General features: G+C 61.1%; 21 protein-coding genes and 1 pseudogene. 6 read left to right on the top strand and 16 right to left on the bottom strand.

Annotated elements, in window-relative coordinates:
* Positions 1-3: 3 nt before the first annotated feature.
* On the top strand, positions 4-915 hold the full coding sequence (locus ACELLULO517_RS23225) for a GDP-mannose 4,6-dehydratase (RefSeq protein WP_264481625.1): 912 nt from the start codon (positions 4-6) through the stop codon (positions 913-915).
* Here the strand turns inward: ACELLULO517_RS23225 and ACELLULO517_RS23220 are convergent.
* Positions 903-5,576 (bottom strand): FkbM family methyltransferase, encoded by a 4,674-nt coding sequence (locus ACELLULO517_RS23220; RefSeq protein ID WP_227309823.1) that lies wholly within the window; start codon positions 5,574-5,576, stop codon positions 903-905. The two genes, ACELLULO517_RS23225 and ACELLULO517_RS23220, sit on opposite strands and share 13 nt — an antisense overlap.
* Positions 5,577-5,660: 84 nt before the next feature.
* On the opposite strand from ACELLULO517_RS23220, the gene ACELLULO517_RS23215 reads away from it, so the two are divergent.
* On the top strand, positions 5,661-6,656 hold the full coding sequence (locus ACELLULO517_RS23215) for an FkbM family methyltransferase (RefSeq protein ID WP_227309822.1): 996 nt from the start codon (positions 5,661-5,663) through the stop codon (positions 6,654-6,656).
* A gap of 117 nt (positions 6,657-6,773) precedes the next feature.
* Here the strand turns inward: ACELLULO517_RS23215 and ACELLULO517_RS23210 are convergent, their stop codons facing one another.
* Positions 6,774-7,184: a lytic transglycosylase domain-containing protein gene (locus ACELLULO517_RS23210; RefSeq protein WP_227309821.1), complete on the bottom strand. Its 411-nt coding sequence runs from the start codon at positions 7,182-7,184 to the stop codon at positions 6,774-6,776.
* On the opposite strand from ACELLULO517_RS23210, the gene gspG reads away from it, so the two are divergent.
* Positions 7,183-7,698 (top strand): type II secretion system major pseudopilin GspG, encoded by a 516-nt coding sequence (gspG, locus tag ACELLULO517_RS23205; RefSeq protein ID WP_227309820.1) that lies wholly within the window; start codon positions 7,183-7,185, stop codon positions 7,696-7,698. The two genes, ACELLULO517_RS23210 and gspG, sit on opposite strands and share 2 nt — an antisense overlap.
* 55 nt (positions 7,699-7,753) lie before the next feature.
* Here the strand turns inward: gspG and ACELLULO517_RS23200 are convergent, their stop codons facing one another.
* The 11 genes from ACELLULO517_RS23200 to ACELLULO517_RS23150 all read right to left on the bottom strand — a co-directional run bounded on the left by ACELLULO517_RS23200 (position 7,754) and on the right by ACELLULO517_RS23150 (position 18,625).
* On the bottom strand, positions 7,754-8,647 hold the full coding sequence (locus ACELLULO517_RS23200) for a ferritin-like domain-containing protein (protein ID WP_227309819.1): 894 nt from the start codon (positions 8,645-8,647) through the stop codon (positions 7,754-7,756).
* A gap of 162 nt (positions 8,648-8,809) precedes the next feature.
* Positions 8,810-9,616, bottom strand: coding sequence for a type II secretion system minor pseudopilin (locus ACELLULO517_RS23195; protein ID WP_227309818.1), 807 nt, complete (start codon positions 9,614-9,616; stop codon positions 8,810-8,812).
* Positions 9,613-11,913 carry a type II secretion system secretin GspD gene (gene gspD, locus ACELLULO517_RS23190; protein ID WP_227309817.1) on the bottom strand — a complete coding sequence of 767 codons (2,301 nt, stop codon included), beginning with the start codon at positions 11,911-11,913 and terminating at the stop codon, positions 9,613-9,615. Before gspD ends, ACELLULO517_RS23195 begins: the two co-directional genes overlap by 4 nt.
* Positions 11,910-12,605, bottom strand: coding sequence for a hypothetical protein (locus ACELLULO517_RS23185; RefSeq protein WP_227309816.1), 696 nt, complete (start codon positions 12,603-12,605; stop codon positions 11,910-11,912). Before ACELLULO517_RS23185 ends, gspD begins: the two co-directional genes overlap by 4 nt.
* Positions 12,602-13,132 (bottom strand): type II secretion system protein GspM, encoded by a 531-nt coding sequence (gene gspM / locus ACELLULO517_RS23180; protein WP_227309815.1) that lies wholly within the window; start codon positions 13,130-13,132, stop codon positions 12,602-12,604. The genes ACELLULO517_RS23185 and gspM overlap by 4 nt, the downstream gene beginning before the upstream one ends.
* A gap of 41 nt (positions 13,133-13,173) precedes the next feature.
* Positions 13,174-14,220 carry a PilN domain-containing protein gene (locus ACELLULO517_RS23175; RefSeq protein WP_227309814.1) on the bottom strand — a complete coding sequence of 349 codons (1,047 nt, stop codon included), beginning with the start codon at positions 14,218-14,220 and terminating at the stop codon, positions 13,174-13,176.
* Positions 14,221-14,349: 129 nt separating this feature from the next.
* Positions 14,350-14,949: a prepilin-type N-terminal cleavage/methylation domain-containing protein gene (locus ACELLULO517_RS23170; RefSeq protein ID WP_227309813.1), complete on the bottom strand. Its 600-nt coding sequence runs from the start codon at positions 14,947-14,949 to the stop codon at positions 14,350-14,352.
* Complete coding sequence (locus ACELLULO517_RS23165; protein ID WP_227309812.1) at positions 14,946-15,377, bottom strand: type IV pilus modification PilV family protein; 432 nt, start codon at positions 15,375-15,377, stop codon at positions 14,946-14,948. Before ACELLULO517_RS23165 ends, ACELLULO517_RS23170 begins: the two co-directional genes overlap by 4 nt.
* A complete protein-coding gene (locus ACELLULO517_RS23160; RefSeq protein WP_227309811.1) occupies positions 15,367-15,840 on the bottom strand; it encodes a GspH/FimT family pseudopilin in 474 nt (157 codons plus the stop codon). Before ACELLULO517_RS23160 ends, ACELLULO517_RS23165 begins: the two co-directional genes overlap by 11 nt.
* Positions 15,830-17,041 (bottom strand): type II secretion system F family protein, encoded by a 1,212-nt coding sequence (locus ACELLULO517_RS23155; protein WP_227309810.1) that lies wholly within the window; start codon positions 17,039-17,041, stop codon positions 15,830-15,832. Before ACELLULO517_RS23155 ends, ACELLULO517_RS23160 begins: the two co-directional genes overlap by 11 nt.
* Before the next feature lie 9 nt (positions 17,042-17,050).
* Positions 17,051-18,625 carry a GspE/PulE family protein gene (locus ACELLULO517_RS23150; RefSeq protein ID WP_227309809.1) on the bottom strand — a complete coding sequence of 525 codons (1,575 nt, stop codon included), beginning with the start codon at positions 18,623-18,625 and terminating at the stop codon, positions 17,051-17,053.
* Between the two features lie 134 nt (positions 18,626-18,759).
* Between ACELLULO517_RS23150 and ACELLULO517_RS23145 the strand changes: the two genes are divergently transcribed.
* Entirely contained in the window at positions 18,760-19,449 is a 690-nt protein-coding gene (locus ACELLULO517_RS23145; protein WP_227309808.1) for a hypothetical protein, read from the top strand.
* A gap of 804 nt (positions 19,450-20,253) precedes the next feature.
* Positions 20,254-20,361, top strand: a pseudogene (locus ACELLULO517_RS23140) (transposase); the annotation flags it as partial.
* A gap of 19 nt (positions 20,362-20,380) precedes the next feature.
* Here the strand turns inward: ACELLULO517_RS23140 and ACELLULO517_RS23135 are convergent.
* Together ACELLULO517_RS23135 and ACELLULO517_RS28760 are read right to left on the bottom strand one after the other, a co-directional pair.
* Entirely contained in the window at positions 20,381-20,599 is a 219-nt protein-coding gene (locus ACELLULO517_RS23135) for a hypothetical protein (RefSeq protein ID WP_227309807.1), read from the bottom strand.
* A gap of 163 nt (positions 20,600-20,762) precedes the next feature.
* Positions 20,763-23,303: a Hint domain-containing protein gene (locus ACELLULO517_RS28760; protein ID WP_264481624.1), complete on the bottom strand. Its 2,541-nt coding sequence runs from the start codon at positions 23,301-23,303 to the stop codon at positions 20,763-20,765.
* Between the two features lie 106 nt (positions 23,304-23,409).
* On the opposite strand from ACELLULO517_RS28760, the gene ACELLULO517_RS23125 reads away from it, so the two are divergent.
* Complete coding sequence (locus ACELLULO517_RS23125; RefSeq protein WP_227309806.1) at positions 23,410-25,386, top strand: tetratricopeptide repeat-containing sulfotransferase family protein; 1,977 nt, start codon at positions 23,410-23,412, stop codon at positions 25,384-25,386.
* Here the strand turns inward: ACELLULO517_RS23125 and ACELLULO517_RS23120 are convergent.
* Entirely contained in the window at positions 25,383-26,330 is a 948-nt protein-coding gene (locus ACELLULO517_RS23120) for a LysR family transcriptional regulator (protein WP_227309805.1), read from the bottom strand. The genes ACELLULO517_RS23125 and ACELLULO517_RS23120 overlap by 4 nt on opposite strands.
* Positions 26,331-26,344 lie beyond the last annotated feature (14 nt).

Below are 26,344 nucleotides of genomic sequence, written 5' to 3'. Positions count from 1 at the left end.
ATAATGGTGACGGGAGCGACCGGCTTTGTCGGACGCCACCTCACATCTTCGCTCGGAGCGGCCTATCCAGACGCGCAGATTTCGCTCGCGACTGCCGATATCACGCAAGCCGATGCGATCTCTGCCGAAGTTCGGAATGTAAGGCCAGCATTCTGCATCCATCTGGCGGGGATTGCGGCGGTGGCGGACGCACAACGCGTCCCATCGCAGGCCTGGCAGGTCAATCTGCACGGCACGCTGAACCTTGCGCACGCGCTGCGGGCGCATGCACCGGAATGTTTGCTCATCTTTGCATCGAGCGCCGACATCTACGGTGCTTCGTTCAAATCCGGCCGACCTGCGGATGAGGCCACGCTCCTCTCCCCCCTCAACACCTATGCAGCAACGAAAGCTGCAGCAGACCTCGCACTCGGCGCCATGGCCGCGGAGGGACTGCGTTGTGTTCGAGTGCGTGCTTTCAATCACACTGGCCCGGGTCAATCGGAGGCTTTCGTGGTCTCAAGCTTCGCGCGCCAAGTTGCCGCGATTGAGGCCGGCCTAGCAGAGCCAGTCATTCGCGTCGGCAATCTCGATCCTGAGCGCGATATGCTCGACGTGCGCGACGTATGTGCTGCCTATATCGGCTGCATCGCGCATGCCGATGCGCTTTCCCCCGGCTCCATCCTGAACATTGCGTCAGGAACGCCGCGGCGCGTGGGCGATATCCTTGTCGATCTTATCAAGATCGCCGGCCTGACGGGTGTCGCAATCGAGACCGACGTCAGTCGGATGCGTGCCACGGATATTCCAACAGCTTGCGGAAATTCGGCGCTCGCCGCGCAACTCCTCGGTTGGCAACCGAGAATTCCATGGCGTAAGACGCTCGAAGACGTTTTGCTGAGCTGGCGAAAGCACATCGCGGATCAGCCCGTTTGAATCTGCTTTTGGACGTGTAAACCCAACAGCATGTTTTGAAATTTCAGAGCGACCGAAGGCCAAGCACGCTCCTCAAGCCATGTGCGGGCATCACGTTTCAGCGCGCCACGTCGCTCTTGGTCTTCCAATAGGAGGCCAATGCCTTCGGCGATGCTCGCGGTATCTGTGCCACCAAGACGAGCCACCGCCGAGGCGGCCTCGTTGAATAGCCCCAAGGGGGTCACCACAACCGGAGCGCCGGCGCCAAGTGCGGTTCTGAGCGCGGCGCTGGATGCTTCCTTCGATGTTTGGTAGGGCAGTGCCACAACATCGCATCCGGCCAGTAGGCTGAGTGACTCGGCATGGGGAAGAAAGTCCGTATGGAACTCGACCGCATCGGCGAGACCCTTGCTCTCCGCCAATGCCCTGCACAGAGCGATTTGCGCGGCTGACTCCGGTATCCCGTAATCGGCGTTGACAAGGCGGAGCCTGATGCTTGGATATTCCGAGCGCAGCAACGCGATAGCCTCAATAAGCTGCGGGATGCCTTTGTCCGGCAGAAAAAAGCCATAGCACCCGATCACGGGGAATGAGCTACGGGTGATTGCGCGTGCCGGCGTCGGTTCGGATTCCGGCACCCGCGCACCGTGTGCCAATAGCGTCACGTTTTCAATCAGACCCAGTTTCTTTAACTGGTTGAGGTCATCCAATGTATGCACAATAACACGTGCGATGCTGTTCAAAGCAGCGATTACCGGCGGCCGCAGCTCTTCCGGAATGTCCCAAATGCGCGTCGTCGAATGAAGCACCAGGACAACGATCCGGGCGCGCAAAGCTGCGGAAGAAACAAGCTTCGCCAGTTCCTGCCATTGAAACAATCCGGGCTGATGCTGGATGACGAGAACATGTGGGTCATCGGATGCAATGGCATGTTCGATTGGCCTGATGCCGTCCGGAAGACCGAGTGTCCAGCTTGCCATCACCTTATGGCCGTTGTCGGTGAGGGATTGAGCGCTTGTCCTCTTATCTGCGAAGATGGTGACAGATCCGATCCGATCCGAGGCCGGGAGGGCCTCTATGAGGTGCCGTGAATACTCGGCAATTCCACAGCGGACATCGTAGCTTGACATCCAACCAAGCCGCATCGGCGGCGGCGGCGGATTCATGAGGATGTCCACGGAAGCGCTTGCCACCCTGCGGGCAAAAGCATCCGTATCGTCGAGGGCGGCCGCTTTTGCCGCCACCGGCCCTTTGCGGAACGCCTCTTGCAGCGCTTGCGTGAGATCAGAGGCGTCGGGCTCCGCCCAGACCGAGCCCGACTTTGCAAGATGGCTGCCGGAGCGGTCGAAGCGATAGTCGATCAAACGCGCGCGATCCGCTCCGCAGAAATCCATATGGCCGCCAAACCCGGTAACGATCACCGGCAAGCCCGCGGCAATCGCCTCGGCGGCGGGCAGATTGAAACCTTCACCGCGCGTCGGCAGAACCATGGCATTGGCGCTGCGATAGAGCTCCAAAAGATCCGTCTCATCCATATCCCGATCGAGCAGGGTAATCTGAGCGAGATCTGGATTTGCCGCCTGCAGGTCCGCGATTTGCGACGCGACCTCGTTGTGCGGGTTGGGAAAGGTCTTGATGATCAGGTGGACATTGTCTTGCGCCTGGAATGCGTCCGCATAACTCGCCAACAGCACATCGACGCCTTTGCGCGGAAACCCCGATGAGACATGGAGAAAGGTAAAGGGCCCCGCGTCGCGGACGGCGTGCGCGGCACCGATTGCGCGGAAAGAGTCCAGGCGGGGCGCGTAGCCGACCACACGCAGCGGGATCGTCAAGCCGGAATCGAGAAGCACCTTCGCCACAAAATGCGACGGCGCAAGAACGCCACGGAACGAGGCGTTCAGGACAGCAATAGTCGCCGCAGGGATGACAGACTCTTCCCAGAAGAAGAGGGCGAGCAGCAAGTCACCGGCATCGGGCGGAACGAAGACGGGATAGTGCTGGCTGATGACGATCTCAGGCCCGGTCCCCGATTTCGGTCTCCGCATCAGATCGGTCAGCGCCACCATCTCCGCCGCCGGCACTTGCGTCAGCCCATCGGTCGGCGCGCCCTCGACAGGCAATAGCCGAACCGAACCGCCTTTCGCCTCCTCCAGGGTAAGCGCAAGGCCGCGATTGATAGACGCCAGACTGTAGCTGCCGTTCACATGCCCGGTCACGACGAAGTTTGCGTTGGCGAGCAGAAGTGTTCGCGCTTCCGGCACGGCCGGCGGCGCGGCGCCCGCAGCCGCCAGCGCCTGCAACAGGGCCGGCTTCTGCTGATCCAGCGCGAATTGCCGCAAGGCCAATTGCTGCCGCGCAAGCATATTGCGGCGGCAATCGGTATCTTCCGCCAAATCGATCAGCCTGGTCGCGACTGCGTCAGCGCTGTCGTCCTCAAGAAGGCCAGCCGTGCCACAGAGAGTATAGGGCACAGCCCCCGCCGGCCGCGCCAGCACAGGAAGGTCAAAGACCATCGCCTCGGCCAGCGGCACGCCGAAACCCTCATGCAGGCTCATCGACAGATAGACATCCGCTGCCGCGTACCAGCGGTCCCGCTCCTCATCCGAAATCAGACCGGTGAGCAGCACATCATCGGTCATCCCATGAGCGGCGATGCGCGCCTTGACGTCTGTGACATAGGCGTCCTCGACCCCACCGTGCCGACCGACAATGACAAGGCGCGAGGGCTTGGCGAAGCGCGCGCGAAAGGCCGCATAGACCTCGACAAGATCGGCCTGTGCCTTAGACGCGCAGACGCGGCCGACAAATAGAATGGTGAAAATATCGCCTTTCGGCGCCTTGTGAAGGGCCGCACGTGCAGCGATCGCATCAATATCAAGCAACAGATTGCAGGTCTGAACGGGATCGAAGCCCAGATTGCGCAACTCGATGGCATTGTAGTCGCTATCCGCGAGAGATGTCACGACGCGGCTGCGCCACTCGGGCAATTGCGCGCGACCGAGCGCGGTATAGTGTTGCAAGGAAGGAATCCCCTCGAAGAACTGAGGAGGGGTGATGTTGTGATAGAGCAGAATTTTGGGCGCAGCCAGGCTGGCAATCTGGCCAAACGCGTCGAACCCCATCGAATAGCGGACGATCAGCACATAGCGATCATGGATCGGCAGTTCGGCCATGAGCCGCAGTTCCGCGGCCAGGTTCACATCGCGATGTTCGACGAAGATATCGCTCTCGTAGCCCATGGCGCGCAGATGTCGGCGCGTCAGGAACATGGCATTCGTGATCGCGTCTCCCACCGCCGAGCCGGAATGGAACTGATGGACGACGCGCCGGTTCTGCCCAAGAAATGACTGCGGTGGTGGCGGCGGCAGCGCCGGCAGCGTGATGGGTAACGCCACAGCAGGCTCGTGTGGCAAGGCGAGAACAGCCGGGGGCAGCACGGCTAATGGCTCGCTCAGAACTGGGCCGGGCGATGCCGCTTTCGAGCGCAGTTTGCGCAACGGCGCTGTGACGCGCCATGACGTGCTACTGCGGATCGCCTCGAACGCCGCGCGGGCTTCGGCCTCGCGCCTTTGATAGATCGATGCCCTTTCCGAATCCGACTCCGCTCTATTGGACTGCGCGATCGCTTGCCCCTGAGCCGTCGCCGCGGCAGCCTCAGCCGCCTCTGCGGCAGCCTGCGCCGCCGCCAGCTTCTGCTCTTCGGCACGCAATGATGCGCGCAGATTCACGATCTCCACGTCACGTCGTTTGATCTGTGTCTCGGCTGCAGCGACCTCTCGTTCTATGCGCGTTTCCGCAAGCACAGCGCGTTCTTGAAGCGCCGTCACGCGGGTTTCAGCCTGATGAATGCGCCGCGCCCATTCGCTATCGCCGGCCCGAATGAAATCATCAAAAACATTGGGCGGCGTCCGAAACGCCGGCGCGAGCTGATCGCGCCTCTCGTCTGCGACGTAAAACCGGTTCAGGCCATCGAACCAGACAAAACCATAGCCGTTCTGCAGGAGAAGCGGCTCCCAGTCCTTGTGGGTCTCAACGGTGGACATCGGCGCCGTGGCTTCGACGATGACGATCCAAGGCCGGCATTTATGAAAGTCGGCACCAGCCAGTACCGCGCGTTCCGCCCCTTCAACGTCGATCTTTAGAAAATGCACCTCTGCGGGGGCGTATTGCAGCCAGAGATCACGGAGCGTTGCGACTTCGACCTCGTCACGTCGAACCTCCATTCCGGCGGCCTGCAAGCTGGCAACGGCTGAAGCGTCGAGCGTGGACAGGCCGGTGCCGTCCACAACAAAAAATGTGGCGCGGCCCGGATGCTCGCCGACTGCCAAGCGAAGATTGCGATCACGCGGACGCGCTGCGGTCAAGCGGAGGCTGTATTCGGCGGTCGGTTCGATGTTAAGTCCCGTCCAGCCCCGATCATAGAAAGCGCGCGTTACAGAATCGATATCGGGATGAGCCGCTCCGACATCGATGTAGAAGCCCCTCTCGACACCCGATAATGCTCGCCAAAGCATCACGTCTTCAAAATTCTGGGCGTAAGACACAAACGTCACGACTAGCCTCCCGTGACTGGGACTTCGAGGGGGGCCCAATCCGGGCCAGATTGCCGATGTCCTTGAGCCCATGCAAGGCCGGAGCGGCACCTTACCCGGGACGCGCCTGATGGTGCCAAGCAGCACTCGACAAGTTTGGTTAGCTGGCATAGGACCAGTTTATGTGACAATCCGTTCCAAAATGGAGCAGGTGCTATCCGATTGCCCTTCATGAGAAAGCGCGGCGCGCGGTCGACCGAGCCTGCGCCATGGGAATTTCCGTACAGCAGTACCGCTACGGAGTCTGACATCCTCGCCTGCTTTCGGCTTCTGCTCGGTCGCATGCCCAATCAGGAGGAGTGGCGCGGTCATTCAAGCCGCGCCGGAGAGGAGCTTTCGAGCATCGTCGCAAGCTATCTCACGAGTCTCGAATTCGCGCGGCGGCGGCTTGGCCATTCCGCTTTGTCAGACGATGTCGTGCTCACACGCCTGGCAGAATTCTCGATCTACTCGTCATCCGACGATGCCTCTGTCGGACGATACGTGCGCGAGGACAATTACGAGCGTGAGGTCGCTCATGTCTTTCAGTCCGTCCTTAAGGAAGGCATGAGCGTCTTGGATATCGGCGCCAATATTGGTTATTTCACGATGCTGTCGGCTGCGCTTGTCGGGCCAACCGGACGCGTCCTGGCTATTGAACCTAATCCACGAAACGTCCGACTGATCGAAGCCAGCCGGCGAGCAAACGGCTTTGAGAATGTGCGGATTGTGCAAACTGCCGCAGGGCGGGAGACCGGACTTCTTATCCTGAACACCTCGCATTCCAACGGAACGACATCCGGTTTACCCGCAGATGTCAGACAGTTATTGGACGCGGAAACGGTGGCTTGCGTCCGCTTGGACGCACTCCTCGGCGAGCAAGATCGCGTGGATTTTATCAAAGTCGATGTCGAGGGGGCAGAATACAACGCTCTGCTCGGTGGCATAGAGACGATCAGACGCAACCGCCCGGTGATCGTCACTGAATTTGGCCCATCAATGATGCCGGGAATCTCCGGCATAACGGGCAAGGGATATTTGGAATGGATCACGGCCCTGGACTACGACCTTTCGATCGTGGAGCCGGATGGCACTCTTAACCCCTGTGGCCGGGACGTTGACAGGATCATGACCGTCATTCTGGAGCGCGAAACCGACCATATCGATCTTGTGGCATTGCCCCGGTAAAGAAAGGGCGACCCTAGAGCTTTTCCTGTTCGCTTACGCTGACAGCTGCCGCTCTGGTTTATTGTTTTTGCGAGCATCTTCACCCGGACAGATGATTCCATCTGACCGGGATCCGCGCTAACGGCCAGGCACAGGTTCAAAAAGCCTTGCCGCGGAGCGAATGACCTTCGCGCGGTAGGAGAGATTGAGCAAACGCGTGTGGGAGTGGTAGTCACCCACCGCGCGCATGAGGTCGCCATGCTCCTCGGCAAGATAGCTGGACAGAATGGCGCCTGCGGCCGCGATGTTGAAACATGGATCGGCAATCAGCCTGTTTCTCACATCCAAATCAGCCCGACGGCTGTAAAGAGCCAGTGGGTGAATCCACAGCGTATTGATTTGCATGACACCGAGATCCTGTGAGTGATCAAGGTTTTCATGAATAGTGCCGACACGACCCCCTTCAACGGCATTGATCGCCGGCAGAACCCGTGGCGGCAAATTGTATATTGATGCGACTAGCGCCATACAAGAAAGAAAAGGAATCATGATGCCAGGAGCCTTCGCAGCCATCCTCAGGAAGCTTACTCATCCAGGATGCCGTGTAAATACGCGGATTTCCGGAAATGAGACCGGTCCTCAGGAGACGCCGCGTGGCAGCAGGAGCGACGATGGGTTCACGCTCCTCGAACTCCTGGTCGTTATTGTCATCCTGGGGCTTCTTATCGGGTTCGTTGCACCCGCGGTCTTGCGGCAACTCGGCGGTGCGCGCGTATCCATCGCCCATCAGTCGATTGCCCGGCTGCAATCCGTGCTCGACATGTACAAGCTTGACGTAGGGAGCTATCCGTCGACAGACCAAGGATTAGGGGCGCTGGTCCAGGCCCCCGCCGATGTCGGCAATTGGAACGGCCCCTATCTGCAATCCTCGCAATCGCCGCTGGATCCGTGGAACCATCCTTACGTGTACCGGTCTCCTTCGGAGAGAAGCGGTCACGATTACGATCTATGTTCCCTGGGTCCGAGCGGAACGGCTTCAGGCGACGCCCAAATTTGCAATTGAGGAGAGATTGTCAGGCAGCGGATCATACCTATCCGCTGCCTGACAGGACCGGCGATTAGGAGGTTGTCGTCGTGACGGCACCGTTCATGCCGTTGGGGTAGAATAGACCATTGTTTGTGCCGCCACCGTAGACGATGCTCAGCACCTGCTGCGGAGTCCGGCGATAGGCTTGGCCGTTGCTGTCCACGTTCGTGAAGTTGAACATGTTGCTCTGGTAGTTGAGGCCGTTATCACCAACCCCGGACAAGGTCTGGCGAAGCGCCGAGATCATATTTGTCGCGGCCGATCCGCCGATTTCGCCGAGACGTCCGCGGATAGCACCCGCATGATATGCCTCGACCGCGAGAATGCTCGCGGCATAGGGCAGAGTGGCCGCCGTCAAGGAGGCTGCAGCACCGGCATAGGCCGTGACGCCGACATCCTCAAAGATATAAGCGCCGATCAGGAAGTTCGTCTCGCTCGAGAAGGGGTCGAAGGTCTGGCCCGCGACGATCAGGCCGGCGGCGATGGCCAATGTCGTAAAGCTGTCGCTCAGATCGATATTCGGCTCAGCGACCGCGGCCGAGCCGAGAGCGGTTCGCAGGAAGGTGACATGTGCCAATTCATCGACCGCGATCTTCTGGGCAAGATAAGCAATCGCGGTGTTTTGGAACGGAACGAGAGAACCGCCCGTCACGGTGGCAGTGCCGCCTGTCAGATTTGACGGAATGCCGCTGCCGGTGACGGCACGGAGATAGAATTCCGCTTCGAGATATTCGAGGTTGAGAGCGAAATTCAGAATTTCGCCATCAAGCGTCGCGTCTGCACGCGCGGGGGTTGTGCCCAAACCGAGGCCCGCGGTACCAGCGGCGGCAAGGGCTGTTCCCGCAAGGCCCAGCCCCACATTCCTCATTAAGCCGCGACGATTGGTTCCGCGGTTGACTTCGATGGTCTCGGATGAGTCGGCCACTCGGGTATCCTCCATCATGGTTCTTTTGCCGCAAAAATTGCGACGCTTCCATTTTACGATGGGCAACATAAACCGGATGCAACGTCCAAGTAATAAAATCGCAGCGCGTTGCTCTCACGAGCGCGTGACAGATTCAAAACAGCCTTTTCGGGGTTGGCATTTTTAATCTGCCCAAGTGAGAACTTTGAATGGAAGGCCTGAAGACGACGTCTGTAATTCGACATTTGCTTGTCTTATTGCGATCTTTCCGTCTTTTGACACGATCTTCGTTGTAATAAAAACATCTCGGAGCGGACGCTTTGTCTGCGCTGCGTCGATATCGATCCCAACCTGTTTCAGTGCGGCCCGGACCGCGGGATCGGCAATCGCCGGGTCCGTGTTGTCGCGATTGTAGATCGAAAGATGAGGTGCCAGCCTGGAAAAGAGCGCCGGGGTCATGCCCAAGACAAGATTGACTTCCGTCAGACTGTTGAACGGCGCGCCCGGCGGAATGTAAGGCAGCCCGGCATCATGATACTGTGGCGCCTCAAATCGCCCCTGGGCATCAGGAGAACGCCAATCCGAAATGGCTTCACCGACCGCATCCGCCGTGACCACGTCCGCTCCGACCTGATGAAGCAAAGCCGTCAGGAGCGGCGCTGAAGCGGTATTGGGATTAACCCGGCCACCGAGATCGACAATTGCAATCTCGGCGCTTCCATTCGAGAGCGAGACGCGGTGGATGGTGCCATCGGCTTTCCACTGGCTAGCGGCCGGGCCAAGGAGACTGAATATCGTACTATAGACGAGACCGTCCGCCTCGGTCTGCATCTGGGCCGCAGCGCGGAGGTTGAAGGCAACCTCCGTTTCTGTGCGGCCAGCCGAGACAAGGCGCGTGAAAATCAGCGTCAGCAGGACAAGGGCCCAAAGCACGATGAGCAGGGCGAAGCCGCCCTCCTGCCTCGTCCTCGCCGGAATGACACCCATCATTGGCCGAATTGCAGGGCCCGGCGCACGCGCTCATTCGGATCGTCCGACCCGGATGATCGCTGGCCATTAAGCTCCGTCGGCACGGCTGCCGCGTTCTTCAGCAAATCCTCCAGGTCCGATGTCAGCGCCCGCGCGTCCCGCTGGTTGTACAAGACATGGGGCGTGATCAGAACCAGAAGCTCTGTCCTTGTCCGCTGGTTGCTCTGGGTCCCGGCGAGCAGACCCAGAATTGGAATATCCTTAAGGAAGGGAATCCCGGAGTTGCTTTTCGTGGCGCTGTCCGTGATCAGCCCTGCCAGTCCAACCGTCTGACCATCCTGGATGACGACGCGGGAGGTCACGTTGCGCTCTGAGAAGGTCGGTGACGAAATTCCCGTCGTCGTGGTGCTGACCGAGGAATCGATCGCGCTGACCTCCTGCGAGATATCGAGGGTCACGAGGCCACCACTATTGACGCGCGGCGTCACATTCATGATGACGCCGGTCGGCTGATAACTCACGCTGTTGATGACCGGCGCATTGGTCGTAATGGTGCTTTGCGAGCTGGACGTAAGGTAAGGCACCAGATCGCCCACCTGCAAATGTGCCGTCTGATTGTCCAGAACCATCAGCTCGGGTGACGACAGAACATGCACGGTCGTCACGGCTTGCAGGGCCTGAAGAGCGATGGGCGCGCCGCCGGCGCCGTTGCCGCTCAGAATAAAGCCCGGAAATGTGGTCGCGAGCGCGACCGCTCTCGGAACCGCGTAGGACGTCGTGGCGGCGGCATTATTGAGTATCCCGTTGACGCCTCCGGACTGGAAAAAGAATTGCGTCCCGTATTGTAACTGGTTGTTGAGGGTCACCTCAGCGATCGTCGCATCGATGCGCACCTGTAGCGGCAGGATATCAATCTTGCGAAGCATCGCCTCGACGACATCCTCCTCCTCCTGCGTCGTATAGGTGATCACCGAATTGTTCTGGGGATCGGGGATGATCCTGATCGCATCCGTGCCGGCGTCATCGCCGCCACCGCCGCTTCCCCCCGTCGGGCTCAGACCGCCGAGCAGCGGATTGGAAGGGGTCTGCGCGGGGGTCGTGCTCTGGCTAGCGCCTTGCGGTGACGCGCCGGAACTTTGCGACCCGCCACTGGCGAGAGAGCTGCCTGTGCCGATGCCGGCAGAAGACCCAAGACCGTTCAGCGAGGATCCGCCGCTACCGGTATCGGCCATCGGCGTGGTTCCATTGCCGTGGCTTTCCGACCCAGCGCTCGCATTGCTCTGGTCCGAACTGCTCGGCGACGCCGTGATGTTGCCCGGCGTGAATGCCTGCTGAAGAATATAAGCCGCGTCTTCCGCCTTGCTGTCCTGAAGGTAATAGACATGCCAGCTTCGTACCGTGAGCCGCTGCTGGCGCACGAGAAGCTGATACACGCGTTGCGCCTGCTGGATGAACTGGGGTTGTGACGCGACGACCAGAACCGAACTAATCCGCTCCATCGGCACCACCCGCACGATATTCGACAGGCCACCCCCTTGGCTCCGCAGCGCGCTTTGCAACGACGTCGCGAAATCCTGAGCCGCGCCTTCGGGCGTGGGCAGCAGAGCGTAGGATTGGCCGGCGAGAAGATCGATGTCGAATGCCTGCGCCAGGGCCGCCAGGGTCGCACGCGTATCGGGATCGCCGCTGATCACCAGGCTATTACTGCCCGGATCGGCGATGATCTTGGCATTCTGGCCGACAAAGGGTTGTAACACACGAGCGAGATCAACGGCCGAGGTATAGCGGAGCTGATAGAGCTGGCTGCCGGAGGTATTGGGGCTACCGGCGATCGTGCTGCTGGCCACACCGGCGGGGGTGGGAATAACGCGATAGAGGCCGCCGGACTGAACCAGCGTTGCGCCGTTTTGCGCCAGAAGGGCCTGCAGCGTCGGAAGCAGTTGCGAACGGGCCAGCGGGCCAGCCGTATGAAGCGTCGCAGTCCCATGCACGGCCGGATCAATCGTGTAACTCACCTGGAGAATAGAGCCGAGGATTTGGGCGACCACCTCCCGGATATCCGTGTCGGAGAAAACGAGGGAGACTGTGCCGCCACCGCTGCTGTCCGCGGTCGCCGGCAGCGACACTGTCGCGGGCGCGCCGTAGGACTGGCTGGAGGCTGGCAGAAGATTGGTCGCGCCGATCGGTCCGTCGACGCGCGAATCCTGGTGATCCGAAGACGGCAGGATCGGGGGCGACAGCCGCTCCGTCGGCATGCTGGCCTGCTGCGCGCAGCCAACGATGGAAAAAGCCAATGTAAGGGTCAGCAGGCGCTTCATGGCGAACTTCCGAATGGGGCGCGGGGCGGCAAACCTGGCGCGATGTCCAGTGCAGCTCCAGCAGGAGGCGAGGTTTGGTCAGGGCTAGCCACGAGACCCAAGGGTCGTCCATTCAAGCCAGGAATTGACGCAAACGGAATAGTCTGGCGGGTCGTTTGCGACGGCGCATAGGCCGAAACCGCGGGCGCGAGGGTCAAGGGTTGCAAACCCGTCTCCCCATCTGAAGACGCTTTGGACATGGCGAAGCTCGGACGCACGATCCTGATACCGGTTGACGTCACCAGGGTGACCTTGTCCTCGTCGATCGACCTCACGACAAAGTCGTTGATGCGGGCGCCCTGCATGACGACGATCGCCCGCCCGCCCGCCGCTGCGACGAAGATCGCGGAGCGCGCGGTCGGCGTGATGATGATTCCGGTCAATCGCGGCATGTCGTTCGACACAACGCCGGCTGCTGCCGCCGGCGGCCGCCTGTCTGGCTCGAACAAAGGACGGGCGAGGCTGATCTCAATCCATCTCGGCCAACTCTCGGTGCCGTCCAGATCCGCGGACCACGCAGTGTCGTGACGGGCTGTCGATGCCAGGGCCTTCAGATTCTCAGTCTGGTGACCCGCGCCGCTGATTTCTATCGCGATCGTGGCGGCCAAGACGGTGGCGATACCGCCCAGCACGGGGAAAACGAAGGACGTCATGAGACATCCGCCTTCCGGAAGGCCAGGATGGTAAAGGTCGCATTCACCGGAACACCGGCCGGACGAGACAGAACGGGCGATGCGCTGAGCTGCAGGTCATCGATCAAGACACGCGGCGTTCCCTGCTCCAACGCCTGAAGAAGGTGGAGAAACTGTGGCCAGGTCGCAGATAGCGTGACGCGCAAGGCGATACGTCGATATTTGCCGCGCGGCTCGACGGCCAGTGTCTCGATGCTGCTGAGGGGCGCCGAAACGTCATTCGCCTCAACCTGAAGGGTCTGCTGCAAGGCCGCCGCCGCGACAGCGTCGCTTGACGCGGGCAGCAGATCGCTGCGCAAAGCGCTTTGATGACTGCGTGCATTGGCCGCCTGCGCCAGAAGCGCCGGAATGCCCTGCGTCAGGTGTATCATGCGGTCTATCCGCAGCGCACGCTGCTCAATCTCGTCAGACCGGGTACCGTACCAGAAGACCAGCGGTGCCACGATCCCCGCCCATAGGGCAAAAAGCACTGCGACCGTGAGTGCCAACGCGAGCCATTGCCCCCGTCGCCCCGTGGGCAGACCGGCGATCAAGGGGCCACGCTGGCGGTGATGGAAAACAGATTGCCCTGGCCGTTCGGCGCAGCCGTTACCGGCGCGGAGAAATTCGGATCAGTGATCGTTTTTGCGCGAGAAAAGGCTGAGATCAGGCCCGCAGCGTCGCCGGACTGTCCTGTCAGTGCCAGGCGTCGCTTCGACAGACTCAAAGCCGTCAAAAACGAATTGTCGGGCATAATCCCGGTAACGGCCGCCAATGCCTGCAGAGCGTCACCAACACGGGTGCGCTCGGCGGCAATCACATCGGCACCTGCGGCCTGACCCTTGATACGGGCCTGGAGCGCGAATACCTCCGCCACGCGTGGTAGCAGCACCGCTGACTGTCTTGCCTGACCCTCCAGTCGTGCTTGCTGAACAACGAAGGGCAGAGCGACGGCCATTAAACCCATAACGGCGCAGGCCGCCGCCAATCCAACGACGGACCGCCGCATCTTCCGGCGAGCGATCGCCGTCCCGGCAAGCGGCAGGTATCGCGGGTCTTCATCCTCCAAGACCATCGCGATCGCAATGGGCGATAACCCTGCCGCTGTCAGCCAGGCAATCGGCACCGCCAGTTCGGTCCGGGGCAGCATGCTGAGCCGAATGAACAGACGACCATTCACACGATCGCGGCCCTCAGTTTCGAATGTCCAGAACAGTTCGTCGGCGTTGAACGGCGTCACGCGATCAATCTCGTAACGCAAAAAATTCGCAGCATCGCGCTCAGCGGCTAAAGGAATTGGAAAACGGTGTTCCAACAGATGCTTGGCCGGCAGTCGTATGAGAAGGTCGAGCGACGAACCCCGCACGCGCCGCCCACGTCGAATGGCCGCCAGCCCAGCCTCAGTCCATGCAAAACGTCCGAGTGTTGTTTCCCGAGACGTCTGCCTCCGAACCAGCACAAAATGTGACTTATCGACGCCGATGTCCAGAATGAGTGCGTTACCCCAGTGCCGTCCGCCGCTTATTCTCTGCGGCAGGAGGCCCAGCATCTGTTGGAACCACCACCTGATGAATTCCTTCAGAATTGCCAGGGACATATCTTTCTTTTGCGAATCCTCACGCCCTCCTTAGGGCAAGGACATCAGGATGGACAATGGATTTACGAGCTTTGCAGGAGAACAGATGCACATTCCTCGCCGGTGATTGTTCAAGGCTGCCGACATTATTCAAAGTCTGTTGCGGCTTGGGGCCGCGACGATATCAGGCCAATGCAATCCGCCCTGGTTGAGGAAGACGATATGGATGCGGATGATTGCCGGGACGTCAGGCCGGTCCCAGACACTACGCCAGCCAGCCTTGCCCGTCCCTGACCAATAACTGAGTTCGATGCGCTCGACACCTTGTAACAACGTCGTGTCGGTCGGTTGAGGTGGCATAATATACGTCGCGTGACTATAGGGGGCCCAGCGTAGAATGAGCTGGTGACTGCTATTCACCAGAACTCGGACTTCTGCCTGACGATCCGTGAGAGCTGCGGCGGCGCCATAGGGAAGCACGGAGGTAAACTCCATGCTTGTCGCGTTGCCCTTTATCTGCGGAGCGTCATGGGCGTTTCCTGGATTGATCTGCTCGATCAGATTGCGCAGCGTGCGGTCCACGGCGTCGAGATCGCCATGCTGGTCTATCACCCTGGACTGCCGATGAAGGGCCAGCACACCGAAACGCAGTCCCTGCGCAAGCCCAAGGATGATCAGCGCCAGCACGACCAGGGAAACGAGGACCTCTAGCAGTGTAAAGCCATCCTCGGCCGATCTGCGCCAGATCATGGCGTGACAGCCGCGGCGGGGCCGATCCGCTGCGTGTTGAGGTCGACCTGCCGCAATCCGCCGTCCATCGTCCATCCGATGGTCACGTCGATCCTGTAGAGCGCGATGCGAGGGTTTCTGCCGGTGCCGCCAATCTTTCCGGCGTCACCCTGAAGCGTCTCGGTGGCGATCGGGCGAATACGAAGCTGCCAGCGGAAACCGCCGCCATCGTCTCCTGCCTGCGTCACATCCGCGAGTGGCATGCCTATGCCCGCGACCGCCAGGTGAGATCGGGCACGAGCCAATGCCTCGACGTAATGGCTGGCCGAGCTCGCGGACCGCAGCCCCGTCACCGCGCCTGAGAAAAGCGCCGCGAGGGCCAGGCCCGCTATGATCATGGCGACGATCACCTCAAACAGCGTAAACCCCGCCGCACGATCAGGGCGCATCGGTCACGTTTACCCGTCCGGTGAGCCAATCGACCAGCACCTGAAGATGCCGGGAGCCGGCGCTCACTATCACGCGTCCGCCGGAGGAGCTGCCGTCCGGTGCGAAGGTGATGGCGGCCTGTGACCGGACAATCCCGCCGGTCGCGGTCGTGATTGCGACGCTGACATCTGGCGGCAGAGACGTACCGGGTTTTCCGTCCAGAGCCGTGACGCGGTTGGAAGGATCAAGGCTGAACGCCACCAGACGATCGGTGGATATGGCTTCAGATCGTGCGAGCCTCAGGTTTTGCGCGATGGCTTCGGCGGCGCCCTCACTATCCAGGCCAAGGCTACGCGCAGGACCGCGCGATACCACAAGGGCGATCGATAGGCCCAGGATGACGATCACGACAAGCATTTCGAGGAGTGTAAACCCCGCCTGCCCATCAACGGTGCCAAGCTGGCGCGGGCTTTCACCCGGCAAGATTGTTCAAACTCAGCATGGCGAGGATGAGAGAGGAGACGATGCCGGCGACGGCCGCGCCGAGTACGATGGTGATGGCGGGCACCAGCATCGCCACAAGCCGCTGGAGAGACAGCCGCGTTTCTTCCTCATGGATTTCGGCGGCTCGCAGACAAAGCTGGCCGAGCTGCGCGGTCTCCTCCCCAAGGCGAAGCAAATAGATCATCCGGGCAGGAAACAGCTTCGACGTCGACAAAGGCGTGGCCAGCCCGGCACCGCTTTTCGCACTGGCGGAGACGGCATCCATAGCAGCGACGGCGGCGGTATTGCCGATCACCTCGCGCACGATGGTCAGTGCTGGGATAAGCGGAACGCCATTAAGCATCAATGTCCCAAAGGTCCGGCAAAACCGCGCCGCCAAAATCTCCCGGGCCAATGTGCCGAGGATGGGCAAGCGTAGCAGCTGGCGGTCGGCCAGCATCCGTATGGAGGGCCATTTCAAAAGCTGACGCGCGGCCAGTCCGGCAACCACAAGGGCTAAAAGGATAAAGATCCCGTAAACCGACAAGATATGGCCGGACTCAATCATGAACTGCGTCGAGGCGGGCAGCTTCGCGCCATTCTGGGCAAAAAGTGGCACGAATTCCGGGAGCACCGATGTCAGCAAAAATGATACCGAGCCGATCATCGCGACCAGGAGCAATGTCGGGTAGATCATCGCCGAGCGAATGGAAGACGACAGCCCGCGTTCTCTCTCCAGCACCACAGCGAGCCGCTCCAGCGTCGCGGCCAGGGTGCCGCCGGCCTCGCCAGCCCGAACAAGGCCGACATAAAGACGGGAGAAGCTCTTGGGTTGCTCCGCCATCGCCCTGGCCAAAGGGCTGCCATCCCTGACGGCGTCACGCAGCTCCCCCAAGGAGCGCTTCAATCGCGCGTTGGGGGCCATTTCCGTCAGAAACCTCAGAGCGCCGTCAAGGTCCTGTCCGGCGGCAAGCATGATGGCGAGTTCGCGCGTGAAATTCGCGACATCCTGGCGCCGAAATCCACGACGCGTGACGGTCAAATCAATCCGCCCAATCATGGAAGTCCCGCGATCCGGCTCGGCGCGTAAGGGAGAGAGCCCATCTCGGCGCAGCGCTTGGACCAGGGCCGTCTCGCTCTCGGCCTCACTGACGCCGCGCTGCAGGCGCCCAGCCGCATCAATCGCGAGGTAGCGGAACATCGGCACCGGTCAGTCTTCGCCCCGCAACGACCGGAGCACCTCTTCTATGGTCGTCGTGCCGGCAAGGGCCGCGGCAATGCCCGCATCGAACATCGTGACCATGCCCGACTCGATGGCCGCGCGCTCGATCTCTGCCTGATCAGCACGCGCCAGGATCAGCCGCTCGATCTTTTCATCGGGCACCAGGAACTCAGCCACCGCCTGCCGCCCGCGATAGCCGGTATCCCGGCAATGGGGGCATCCTGCAGGCCGCCACAGTTGCAAGGGTTGACCACCGCATCGCGCTTCCAGATCGAAGCGGCGCACAATCTCGGGCGGCGCGTCGATTTTGACCCGGCATTCCTCGCATAGTCGCCTGACTAAACGTTGTGCGAGGACGCCGCGAAGCACCGCCGTGATCAGGTAGTCTTCGAGGCCCATATCACGCAGCCTCGTGATGCTGGCGGCTGCCGAATTGGTATGCAATGTCGAGAGAACAAGGCGCCCTGTGAGCGCACCATTGACCGCGATCTGCGCCGTTTCCAGATCACGGATTTCGCCGATCATCACCACATTCGGGTCCTGGCGAAGGATCGCACGGAGAACATTCGCGAAGCTAAGCCCGATCTGCGGTTTGACCTGTGTCTGCGTGATGCCTGGGATTTGATACTCGATCGGGTCCTCGACCGTGACGATATTCCGCTGCACCGCATTGAGTTCGATAATACCGCTATAAAGTGTGGTGGTTTTGCCACTTCCGGTCGGTCCTGTGACCAGCACGATCCCGTTCGGCAGGTGAAGCGACCGGCTCAGCCGGGTGATGACGACGGATGGCAGCCCGAGCGCTTCATAGGTAAGCGAAACAGTCCCTCGATCGAGAACACGCAGGACGACGGTTTCGCCGTAGAGTGACGGGATCGTCGAGACGCGGAAGTCGATGTCTTGTCCACGCACGGGAATCTTGATGCGGCCATCCTGCGGCAATCGGCGTTCCGCGATATCGAGCCGCGACATGATCTTGACCCGCGAGATGATCGCCGGCGTCAGCCGCGCCGGGTGCGATTCGACCTCATGCAGCAGGCCGTCATGCCGATAGCGGACCCGCAGCCGATCCTCGAAGGGCTCGAGATGAATATCCGAAGCGCGTGATTCCACGGCGCGGGAGATGATTTGGCTCACCAAGCGGATGACAGGCGCCTCGCTGGCGAGATCCTTCAGACGTTCCGCATCGTCCTCCGAAGCCTCACCCTCCGGATCAATAGCGGTCCCGCTGTCCGTTTCGTGATTGTTGACCGGATAAAGGCGCTCGAAGGCGGCCTCCAATTCGATCGGGACCGCGACCTCGATGGTGACCCTGAGCTCCGTCGCGGCGGCGATGGCGGCCGGCGTGAACCGGTCGAGAGGATCCGCCAAAGCGACAACCAAGCAATCACCCTCTTCAGCGACGGGAAGGGCCCGCATATGGCGGAGGTAGCGGGCCGCGAGGCGGTCCTGGAACAACGGCTCCGTCGGAAAGCGTGCGGGAGACGCGACCGGGATGCCGAGCAATTCGCCATAGGCTAAGGCAAGGCCTCGCTCGGTCACGAGGCCGAGTTGGATCAGCACGCTGTCCAACCTCTGCCCGTTCTCGGCTGAGATCCGCCTTGCGCGCTCGATCCCCCGAGCATCAACCTGCCCAAGATCAATGAGGCTCTGGGCAAGTCGGGCAAGCCGCTCATCGCGCGTTGAAGAGACCGTTTGTGGTGTCGGCTTCGCGGCAGGGCTCACAACTTTCCAAGGAAGTCTCATGCCGCGCATATTGGCTTCCAAAAGAATGTCCAGTAAGTCTGATTCAGGTCGCCCTCCAATTTTTGCTACCTTCAAGGTTACGGACAAAGGCGGCGTTCGGAGGCGACAGCGTCACAATATTCTGTGATGAAGCCAAGACTGCCGCCACCGCTTTCCTGAACGCGGCCAAGCGCAACATCAACACTAGGCAAGAATGCGATATGGCGGACGGCATTAAACAAGCTTGGTGGCAGCGACTCGGCATCGGCGGAATTGGCTTGCTAGGCCTCGCCGCCTGCGCGTCGAATGGCCCACAATGGTCGCCCCCCAGCTATTGGAACACGTCTGCGCAACAGATCATTAACACGACCTGCCGTGGGATTGTCTATAATGGCTCGCAGATCCTTGGCGATCCTCCGTCAAGCCTGTATGGGCACTGCTACTTTATACATGGGCCGCTAGAGGTATCGGATTGGGTGACGGGAACCTCGGCGCTCGTGAATGGCAATGCCTTGAAGATCGACAACGTCAGAAGCTTCTCCTCAAATATCGTTCCTGGGGGACTTTTCCTTGGTGATCTCCCATTTCCTTACCAAGATCTCGAAGGGAAATGGCGCGAGATCGCCCATCTGCGTGATCTCGGCGTGAGGCTGGCCGACTAAGAGAGAGCAAGGGTAGAGTACTATTCCATACCGGGTCATGTGCGGCCTTTTATTGATAGTCAGGCCCTGGCGTCGCAGAAAGCGCCAGACTTTGTCATGTGATGCGGTGACGCCATCTGTCTTCATATCGGCAGCCAAGGCTCTGACCGTCCAAACCGTCTTCCTAGCCAGACGCTCGGCAATAGCGTCACGCACCAACGCCAGTACCGGCTTCCGGTGGCCACCCATGTTGCGAGCAGCCAGACCTTGATCGGACCGCGCTCACTGACCCAGCCGCATTGCACTCGCCACCGATACGTTAAACCTTGTCGCCGCCGCTCACGCGCTCAGCCCTTCAGACGAGCCGAATCGGCGGCCGCCGAGTGAGGACGCGGCTGCGGAACTGAAGCGCCTGCGGCGAGAGAGCGAAGTCTTTATTGGCTCCGATTTCTTGAAACTGCGCTTCACGAATGGAATGGGGGCGGCCCCTGACGTGCCTTTGGCGCACCCTGATGTGCTGCATCCGCGTGAGGGCCGACGCGATCGCGGTTAATGATTTCCAGTTCGGGGTGCTTGCTGAACCAGACGGAAGAGATCCGCGCTGAACGGTCCGCCAGCAACCTCGCCACTTCGCGCCGCGCGAGATCGACAATGATCGTTCCATAGTTGAAGCCCTTTCGCCAAACCCATCCATCGATTCCGGTGACATTAGGTTCTGTTGACAAAAGGTCTTTCGGCTTGGTGCAATGTGTGATTCAAAGCTGGTCTTTGCGGAGACTGGCGAGTGCGCGGCGATCTGACGAACCAGGAATGCGCGATCATCCACGGCCTCTGCAGCCCGTCTATCCGCTGGTTTTCTTCGACGCCTTGCGGGTCAAAATGCGAGACGAAGGCACTGTGCGCAATAAGGCCGTGCATATCGCGCTCCGCATTCCGGTCTAAATTTGATAGATCATCTTATTTGCCTTATTTGCGCCGGAAGCTCTTCATCAAGGCTCACGCGTCGATCAGCGTGCCATCGACCAAAAAAGTGTTGCTTGGAAAGCCGCCTTTTGATCGCCGGATTGCCCATGACTGACAGCAGAAAAGCTAGTGCGATGTCACCGGCCAGCAGGCATTCCCAGTTTTTTTGTGAAGACCGTGACGTCAATATCGGCGGTTCGTCGCTCAAACTTAACGCTCATGATCTGAATGAAAAAGGCCATCCGCATCCAGGGTGTAAGCCAGACCCGGACTGGCTAGCGGCTTACATCTGCGCCAAGCAGATCAAGGCTCTCAGGCTCAAAAGCAGCATGATGGGGAGCGGTCAAAACCGACCGCTCCCAGGCCAGGTGTCAGGCAACGGCCGCAAGTTTCGCCAATGCGGCCAGCCGGTCACGCACCCGGTCAACCTCGTATCCGGTGATGCGTAGCGGCGCGCAGCCCATCGCCTCATGCATCATTGCCACATCCCGCGCTTCGCTGCCGAAGACAGGGTGGAGTGCCATCGTCTCACCACCCTCAAACGACGCACGGTCCCCGGTATCGAGATAGGTCTCAGCGGGCAAACCCTCAGCGAGAATGACGTCGTGGCTGTCGAGCTCAAGATGAAAATAGACGATCGATCCGACGCGCGGCGCAACGCGGATCGTTGTCCCGTTGATGAGATGCTTGATCGGTATCAGAACGCCGTCCACGAATACGGCGTGATCCGGCGACACAAAAAGGTCCCGATAGGGACGTCCGGCGCCGAAGGCACCCCGCATGATGCAGACCGGCTGCACCTTGTCCGGCCTAGGGTGCCGCGTCGGTGTCAGGCGGCGATGACCGGTCCAGCGCAGCGGCCTTCTCTCAGGCTGGCCATCGGTCCAGGTGATCACCTCATCGCCCGCCTTGAGCATCTCGACCGGCCGCTCCCCGTCCGGGGTCAGGATCAGCGTTCCTTCCAGGAAACAAGCGAAGGTGACTTCGTCATTGTTAACGATCTTGAAATCGGACTCCGTATATTCGCCGAGGAAATTCAATTCAGTCGAATGGCCATCCGCGAAATTGATCAGGAGGTTGCCGGCCTCAGGCACGCCGGCATAGGCGAAACTGGTGATCGTCTCGTCCGTCACGGCAATGAAGTTGTCGCTGCCGAACCCAGCAATCTCGTTCCCGGGGCTGTCCGCTGCCGTAAAGGCGAGCGTCGCGTTTTGATCTGCGGTGAAGGTGATATCGCCACTGCCGCCCGCATCGGGTGCGGCCAGCGTCACTTTGCCTAGCTCCAGCTTGATGCCGCCGGTGAAGGTGTTGCTGGCGCCCAGGGTCAGATTGCCCGGGCCGTTCATGATCAAACCACCCTCCGCCGTGCCGCCGGAGCCCTTTTCGTCGGCAATCTGGTCTGCGATGTCGATCGTCTTGTCCGCTGCGGGGGCGAAGGTAATGTCCGTATCGCCCTGGATGAAAACGCCGTCGCCGAATGCTTTGCCTGCATCCGCGCTGAGGCCGCCGGCGGCCCCTCCGGTGACGGTTCCACCTGAAATCAACGCACCGTCGACGGTCAGCTGGCCGCCCTCGGCGACGAAGATGCCGCCGCCGGCCCCAAGGCCGCCGCCCCCCGCGCCGCCCAATGACTGCAAGGGATTGGTGGATTGGTCGGCCGTCGGCCCTGCGCTGCCGTCCGACCCATCCGCGCCGAGGCCGCCGCCGAAACCGGCCAGACCCGCCTGACCACCATCGCCGCCGTCGCCTGGATCACCCGGGTCATTCGTTCCGCTGCCCGTGCCGCCGGCACCGCCGCCATCACCGCCCGGGCCACCGCCCGCGCCACCGCCGCCGAAGTCACCATTGCCGCCGTCGCCACCGTCGCCGCCACTGCCGCCATTGGCCCCGTCAAGGCCGATGCCGGAGCCGCCGCCGCCGCCCAGGCCGCCGGAACCGCCTCCACCGCCGCCTGCACCGAAGCCGCCGTCGCCGCCCGAAGACCCCTTGCCGCCGTCACCACCGTCGGACGGCATGCCAGAGTCGAACGGACCAGCGGCACCGACGGAACCCGCGCCGGCGCCGCCACCATTTCCCCCGGCGCCACCGCCGGCGCCAAAGCCGCCGTCGCCCGCGTCCCCGGCATCTCCGCCCGCGCCGGGATCGCCGCCGCTGATGGGCGGCGGCGAGAAGCTCGCGTTTCCGCCCACACCGCCGGAACCGCCAGCGCCGCCGGCACCACCGATGCCGCCATCCCCACCGTCACCGCCACTGCCGCCGTCGGACCCATTGATGTCGTCGCCATCGATAGGCGCCGGAAAGCCGCTGCCGCCGGAACCGCCATTGCCACCCGCGACACCCAAACCACCGTCGGCTCCGTTGGTGCCGTCGCCACCCGCTTCGTCCGAACTTCCGCTATTCGTTCCGGGATCGCCGTCCGCACCGCCACCGCCGATCGCTGGAAAGAGCAGACTGGAATGGCCGCCAAATCCGCCCGCAACCTCCGCCGCGCCACCGGCACCACCCTTCGCGGCGTCGCCGGACAGCGTCACATCGTCAATATCGACGACCGCATCCGGACCGACGAAAAGCCCCCCGCCGAGTCCCGCGCCGCCCCCGGCGTTGCCGCCACCGGCGCCGCCTTGCGCAAGCGTATCCTCAATCGTGAGATCGCTGATCGAGAGATGGCCGGTTGTTATGGCGAGGCCGCCATGCTCGCCCTCGCCTGAAATGGTATGGCCATTGCCCTCGATGACGACATCGACGCCCGGCGCTGTGCTCAGCACATAAAGGCCAGGCTGGCCCGCCTGGTTTTCAGTGATGTCGCCGGTTAGGCTGATAGTGTAACTGCCGGGTTGCGCCGTCTCATCGATCGCCAGGATGGCATCGTTGAACTCTTTCTGCGTGGAAACAGAGGCATCGGTATCAGCCATTGCTTGAACCTCGAGACAAAGCTGCGTTTATTATTTGCAGGCAATAGTTACATATTGGTTCTAAGCTGACTATGCCTCACGACTACAGGTGAAACACGAAACTGTGATGTCGGAAGCGCTACAACGGGCTCTCGCCCAGTATCAGGCTGGTGCCTTCCGTGACGCGGCCGAGGCTTTTGGCATTCTGCTGACGGCATCTCCTGGCGATCCCGATCTGCTTCGTCTGCACGGCTTGGCATTGGTCCGCGCCGGCGACACCGATAAGGGCCTGCCCTTTTTAAGAGAGGCTCACGCGCGGGCGCCGGACGAGCCGTTGACCGCCCTTCATCTGGCCCTTGGTCTACACGCTGCAGCGGCCCATCGGGAGGCTGCCACGCTGCTCCGCGATGCATCCGCCAGAATGCCGGGACAGTCCGTTCCCCTTATCAATCTGTCGATCGTTGAGCTGGAACTCGGGAATACGGCCGAAGCCCTTCAATCGGCTCGGCAGGCGGTGGCGATCTCTGACGATGCTGAGGCATTTGTCGCCCTGGCAAGGGCTGCAACCGCCGCCGGCGAGGTGACGGCGGCGCTTGACGCTTACAAGACCGCGCTCCGCCTTCGTCCCGCACATGCCGATACCCTGGTTGGTCTGGCAGTCGCGCAATACCGGTTCGGCGATTTCGGCGGCGCCATGGTCACGCTCCGCGCGGCGCTGGCCAAGGCACCGGGCCATGTTTTGGCGGAGGCCAATCTGGCCGCCCTTCTGGGTTTGCGCGGTGAACACGCCGAGGCCGCGGCGCGGCTGCGCAGCCTCCTCCTCCGCGCGCCACAATCCTTGGCCGTAAAGCTGAACCTTGCCAATCTGCTGCTGTTGGATCGGGATGGGGCGGCCGCACTGGCGCTTCTTGAGGGCGCATCGCCCGCAGGCCGCGAAGGCCTGCACTGGCAGGCCCAGCGCGCCGCCGCGCTGCATATGCTCGGCCGCCATCAGGAAGCGAGCAATATCCTGGAGCAAATCACCGAGCCGCGGGGTGACGCGGAAATCCGCTTTCTATGGCTTGAGATTATCCTGGCTCCGGATCAGGATCAGCGTCGACCATCGCGATTGGCGCGTCTCGCGACCCTCGCCGATGAAGAAGGCGCGGCGCTGCCCGAGCATCGGATCATCACTCATTTCAACCTGGCCAATCTGGCGACGCAGGAAGCCCGGCGGGCGGACGCCTTCGAGCACTGGCGTCTTGGCCACAGGCTTCTGGGCCGGATGCAGCCCTTCTCGCGGGCCGCCCATGCGGATGTGCTCGCCGCGCTGCGCGACGCCTATTCCGCCGAGACGCTGGCCAGACTTCCCTTGGCCGATAATGACGATGCAGCGCCAGTCTTCATCGTCGGCATGCCCAGATCCGGGACCACGCTGACAGAACAGATCGTATCGGCGCATCATAGGGTGCATGGCGCCGGGGAGCGCCTTGACGTTCATACCCTCGTGCGCCGCCTCGCCGGCGCGCCGCTGGATCGCAGTGGCGTTGGCACGCTCGCCAAGCTTAGCCGTCAGGAATTGACGGAATTGGGCGCCGCATTCTTAAACGACCTGCACAAGCTCGCACCAGGAAGCTCATTCATCCTGGACAAAATGCCCGCCAATTGGCTTCACCTGGGCTTTCTCAGCCGCGTGCTTCCGGGTGCCCGCGTCATCCGCTGCACCCGCGATCCGCGTGATATCGGCCTGTCCATATTTCGGCGCCGCTTCTTTGGCTATCACCCTTACGCCCATGACCTCGGCGATCTCGGCTGGGCGATCGCCCAGCACGAGGCCCATATGCGATATTGGGCTTCCATTGATGTTCTGCCGATCATCACCATCGCGCTCTCCGACTGGGTCGAAGATTTTGATGGCACGCTGACGCGGCTGATGACGTTCCTGGATCTTCCGCAAGATCCAGCCTGTACCCGCTTCTATGAGAACAAGCGCCACATCGTCACGGCGAGCCGTGATCAGGTTCTCCGACCCATCAATGCAGACGGCATCGGCCGCTGGCGTCAATATGAGAGGCAACTGGAACCGATGATCGCAGAACTTCGCGCAGCCGGCCTTTGTGCCTAGAGCTTGTCTTCATCAGATCTCCATGCCAGTCGATTAAGCGCCAAGCTTGCGGTGCTGGCCGTTCGACGCAACGCCTCCACAAATAGGGAGAATGCCAATGATTGTTGCCGATGGTTCGCATAGTAGAGATGATAGCCGTCGAAAGGTTCGCACCAGTCCTCCAATACCCGCAATAGGGTTCCCTCTCTCATTTCGGACTCCACTTGGTCTTCAATGACAAAAGCGATACCGCAACCGGCCAGGGCCGCATCCACGATCAGCGGAACGCGATTGAGGACGATATTGCCGCCAACGCGAACGCGAAGCTTCTGGCCCGCTTTTGCAAACTCCCAGGCATAAAGCGAACCTGCGCTCAATCTCTGATTGATGCAGCAATGGGCCGCCAAGTCGCGCGGCGATTTCGGCAAAGGATAATTTGCGAAATAGGCCGGCGACGCCACTGCCGCCATACGCATCGGTGGACCGATACTGATCGCGATCATGTCCTTCGCAATTAGCTCGCCGATCCGCACACCCGCATCAAATCGTTCGGCCACGATATCGGTCAGATGGGAATCGATGACCAGCTCCACCGTGATATCCGGGTAATCCGCGACAAACAGTTTTACCGCTGGCAATAGCAACGTTCTTGCCGCGTGTTCAGGCGTTGTGATGCGGATTGTGCCGGCCGGCCTTGCCTGAGAGGACCGCAGGTCCGACAGGCGCGCCGCTATATCCGTGAACGCGGGTCGCACAATCTCCATCAACCGCTCCCCGGCCGGGGTTGATGCGACACTGCGCGTCGTTCTTGCAAGAAGGAGGATACCCAGACGCTCTTCAAGCCTGCGAATGCCATGGCTTAATGTCGATTGCGAGACACCGAGCCTCGCGGCAGCCTTGGTGAAGCTCCCCTCCTCCACGATGGCGATCAAATTGAGAATGTCCCCAAGATCCTCGCGCGTCATCCTTGGGCACCCCC

The sequence above is a fragment of the Acidisoma cellulosilyticum genome (assembly GCF_020621385.1).
GTDB classification, from domain to species: Bacteria; Pseudomonadota; Alphaproteobacteria; order Acetobacterales; family Acetobacteraceae; genus Acidisoma; species Acidisoma cellulosilyticum.
Note: the sequence above shows the minus strand (reverse complement) of the source record. Positions and strands in the feature narration are given on the sequence as shown.

Coding starts and splice junctions, on each gene's coding strand:
- ACELLULO517_RS23155 (WP_227309810.1), bottom strand. CDS start 17,041: ATGTTCCGCTACCTCGCGATTGATGCGGCTGGGCGCCTGCAGCGCGGC.
- ACELLULO517_RS23125 (WP_227309806.1), top strand. CDS start 23,410: ATGTCGGAAGCGCTACAACGGGCTCTCGCCCAGTATCAGGCTGGTGCC.
- ACELLULO517_RS23225 (WP_264481625.1), top strand. CDS start 4: ATGGTGACGGGAGCGACCGGCTTTGTCGGACGCCACCTCACATCTTCG.
- ACELLULO517_RS23210 (WP_227309821.1), bottom strand. CDS start 7,184: ATGATTCCTTTTCTTTCTTGTATGGCGCTAGTCGCATCAATATACAAT.
- ACELLULO517_RS23215 (WP_227309822.1), top strand. CDS start 5,661: ATGAGAAAGCGCGGCGCGCGGTCGACCGAGCCTGCGCCATGGGAATTT.
- ACELLULO517_RS23175 (WP_227309814.1), bottom strand. CDS start 14,220: ATGTCCCTGGCAATTCTGAAGGAATTCATCAGGTGGTGGTTCCAACAG.
- ACELLULO517_RS23120 (WP_227309805.1), bottom strand. CDS start 26,330: ATGACGCGCGAGGATCTTGGGGACATTCTCAATTTGATCGCCATCGTG.
- ACELLULO517_RS28760 (WP_264481624.1), bottom strand. CDS start 23,303: ATGGCTGATACCGATGCCTCTGTTTCCACGCAGAAAGAGTTCAACGAT.
- ACELLULO517_RS23165 (WP_227309812.1), bottom strand. CDS start 15,377: ATGCGCCCTGATCGTGCGGCGGGGTTTACGCTGTTTGAGGTGATCGTC.
- ACELLULO517_RS23170 (WP_227309813.1), bottom strand. CDS start 14,949: ATGATCTGGCGCAGATCGGCCGAGGATGGCTTTACACTGCTAGAGGTC.
- ACELLULO517_RS23185 (WP_227309816.1), bottom strand. CDS start 12,605: ATGACGTCCTTCGTTTTCCCCGTGCTGGGCGGTATCGCCACCGTCTTG.
- gspD (WP_227309817.1), bottom strand. CDS start 11,913: ATGAAGCGCCTGCTGACCCTTACATTGGCTTTTTCCATCGTTGGCTGC.
- ACELLULO517_RS23195 (WP_227309818.1), bottom strand. CDS start 9,616: ATGATGGGTGTCATTCCGGCGAGGACGAGGCAGGAGGGCGGCTTCGCC.
- gspG (WP_227309820.1), top strand. CDS start 7,183: ATGATGCCAGGAGCCTTCGCAGCCATCCTCAGGAAGCTTACTCATCCA.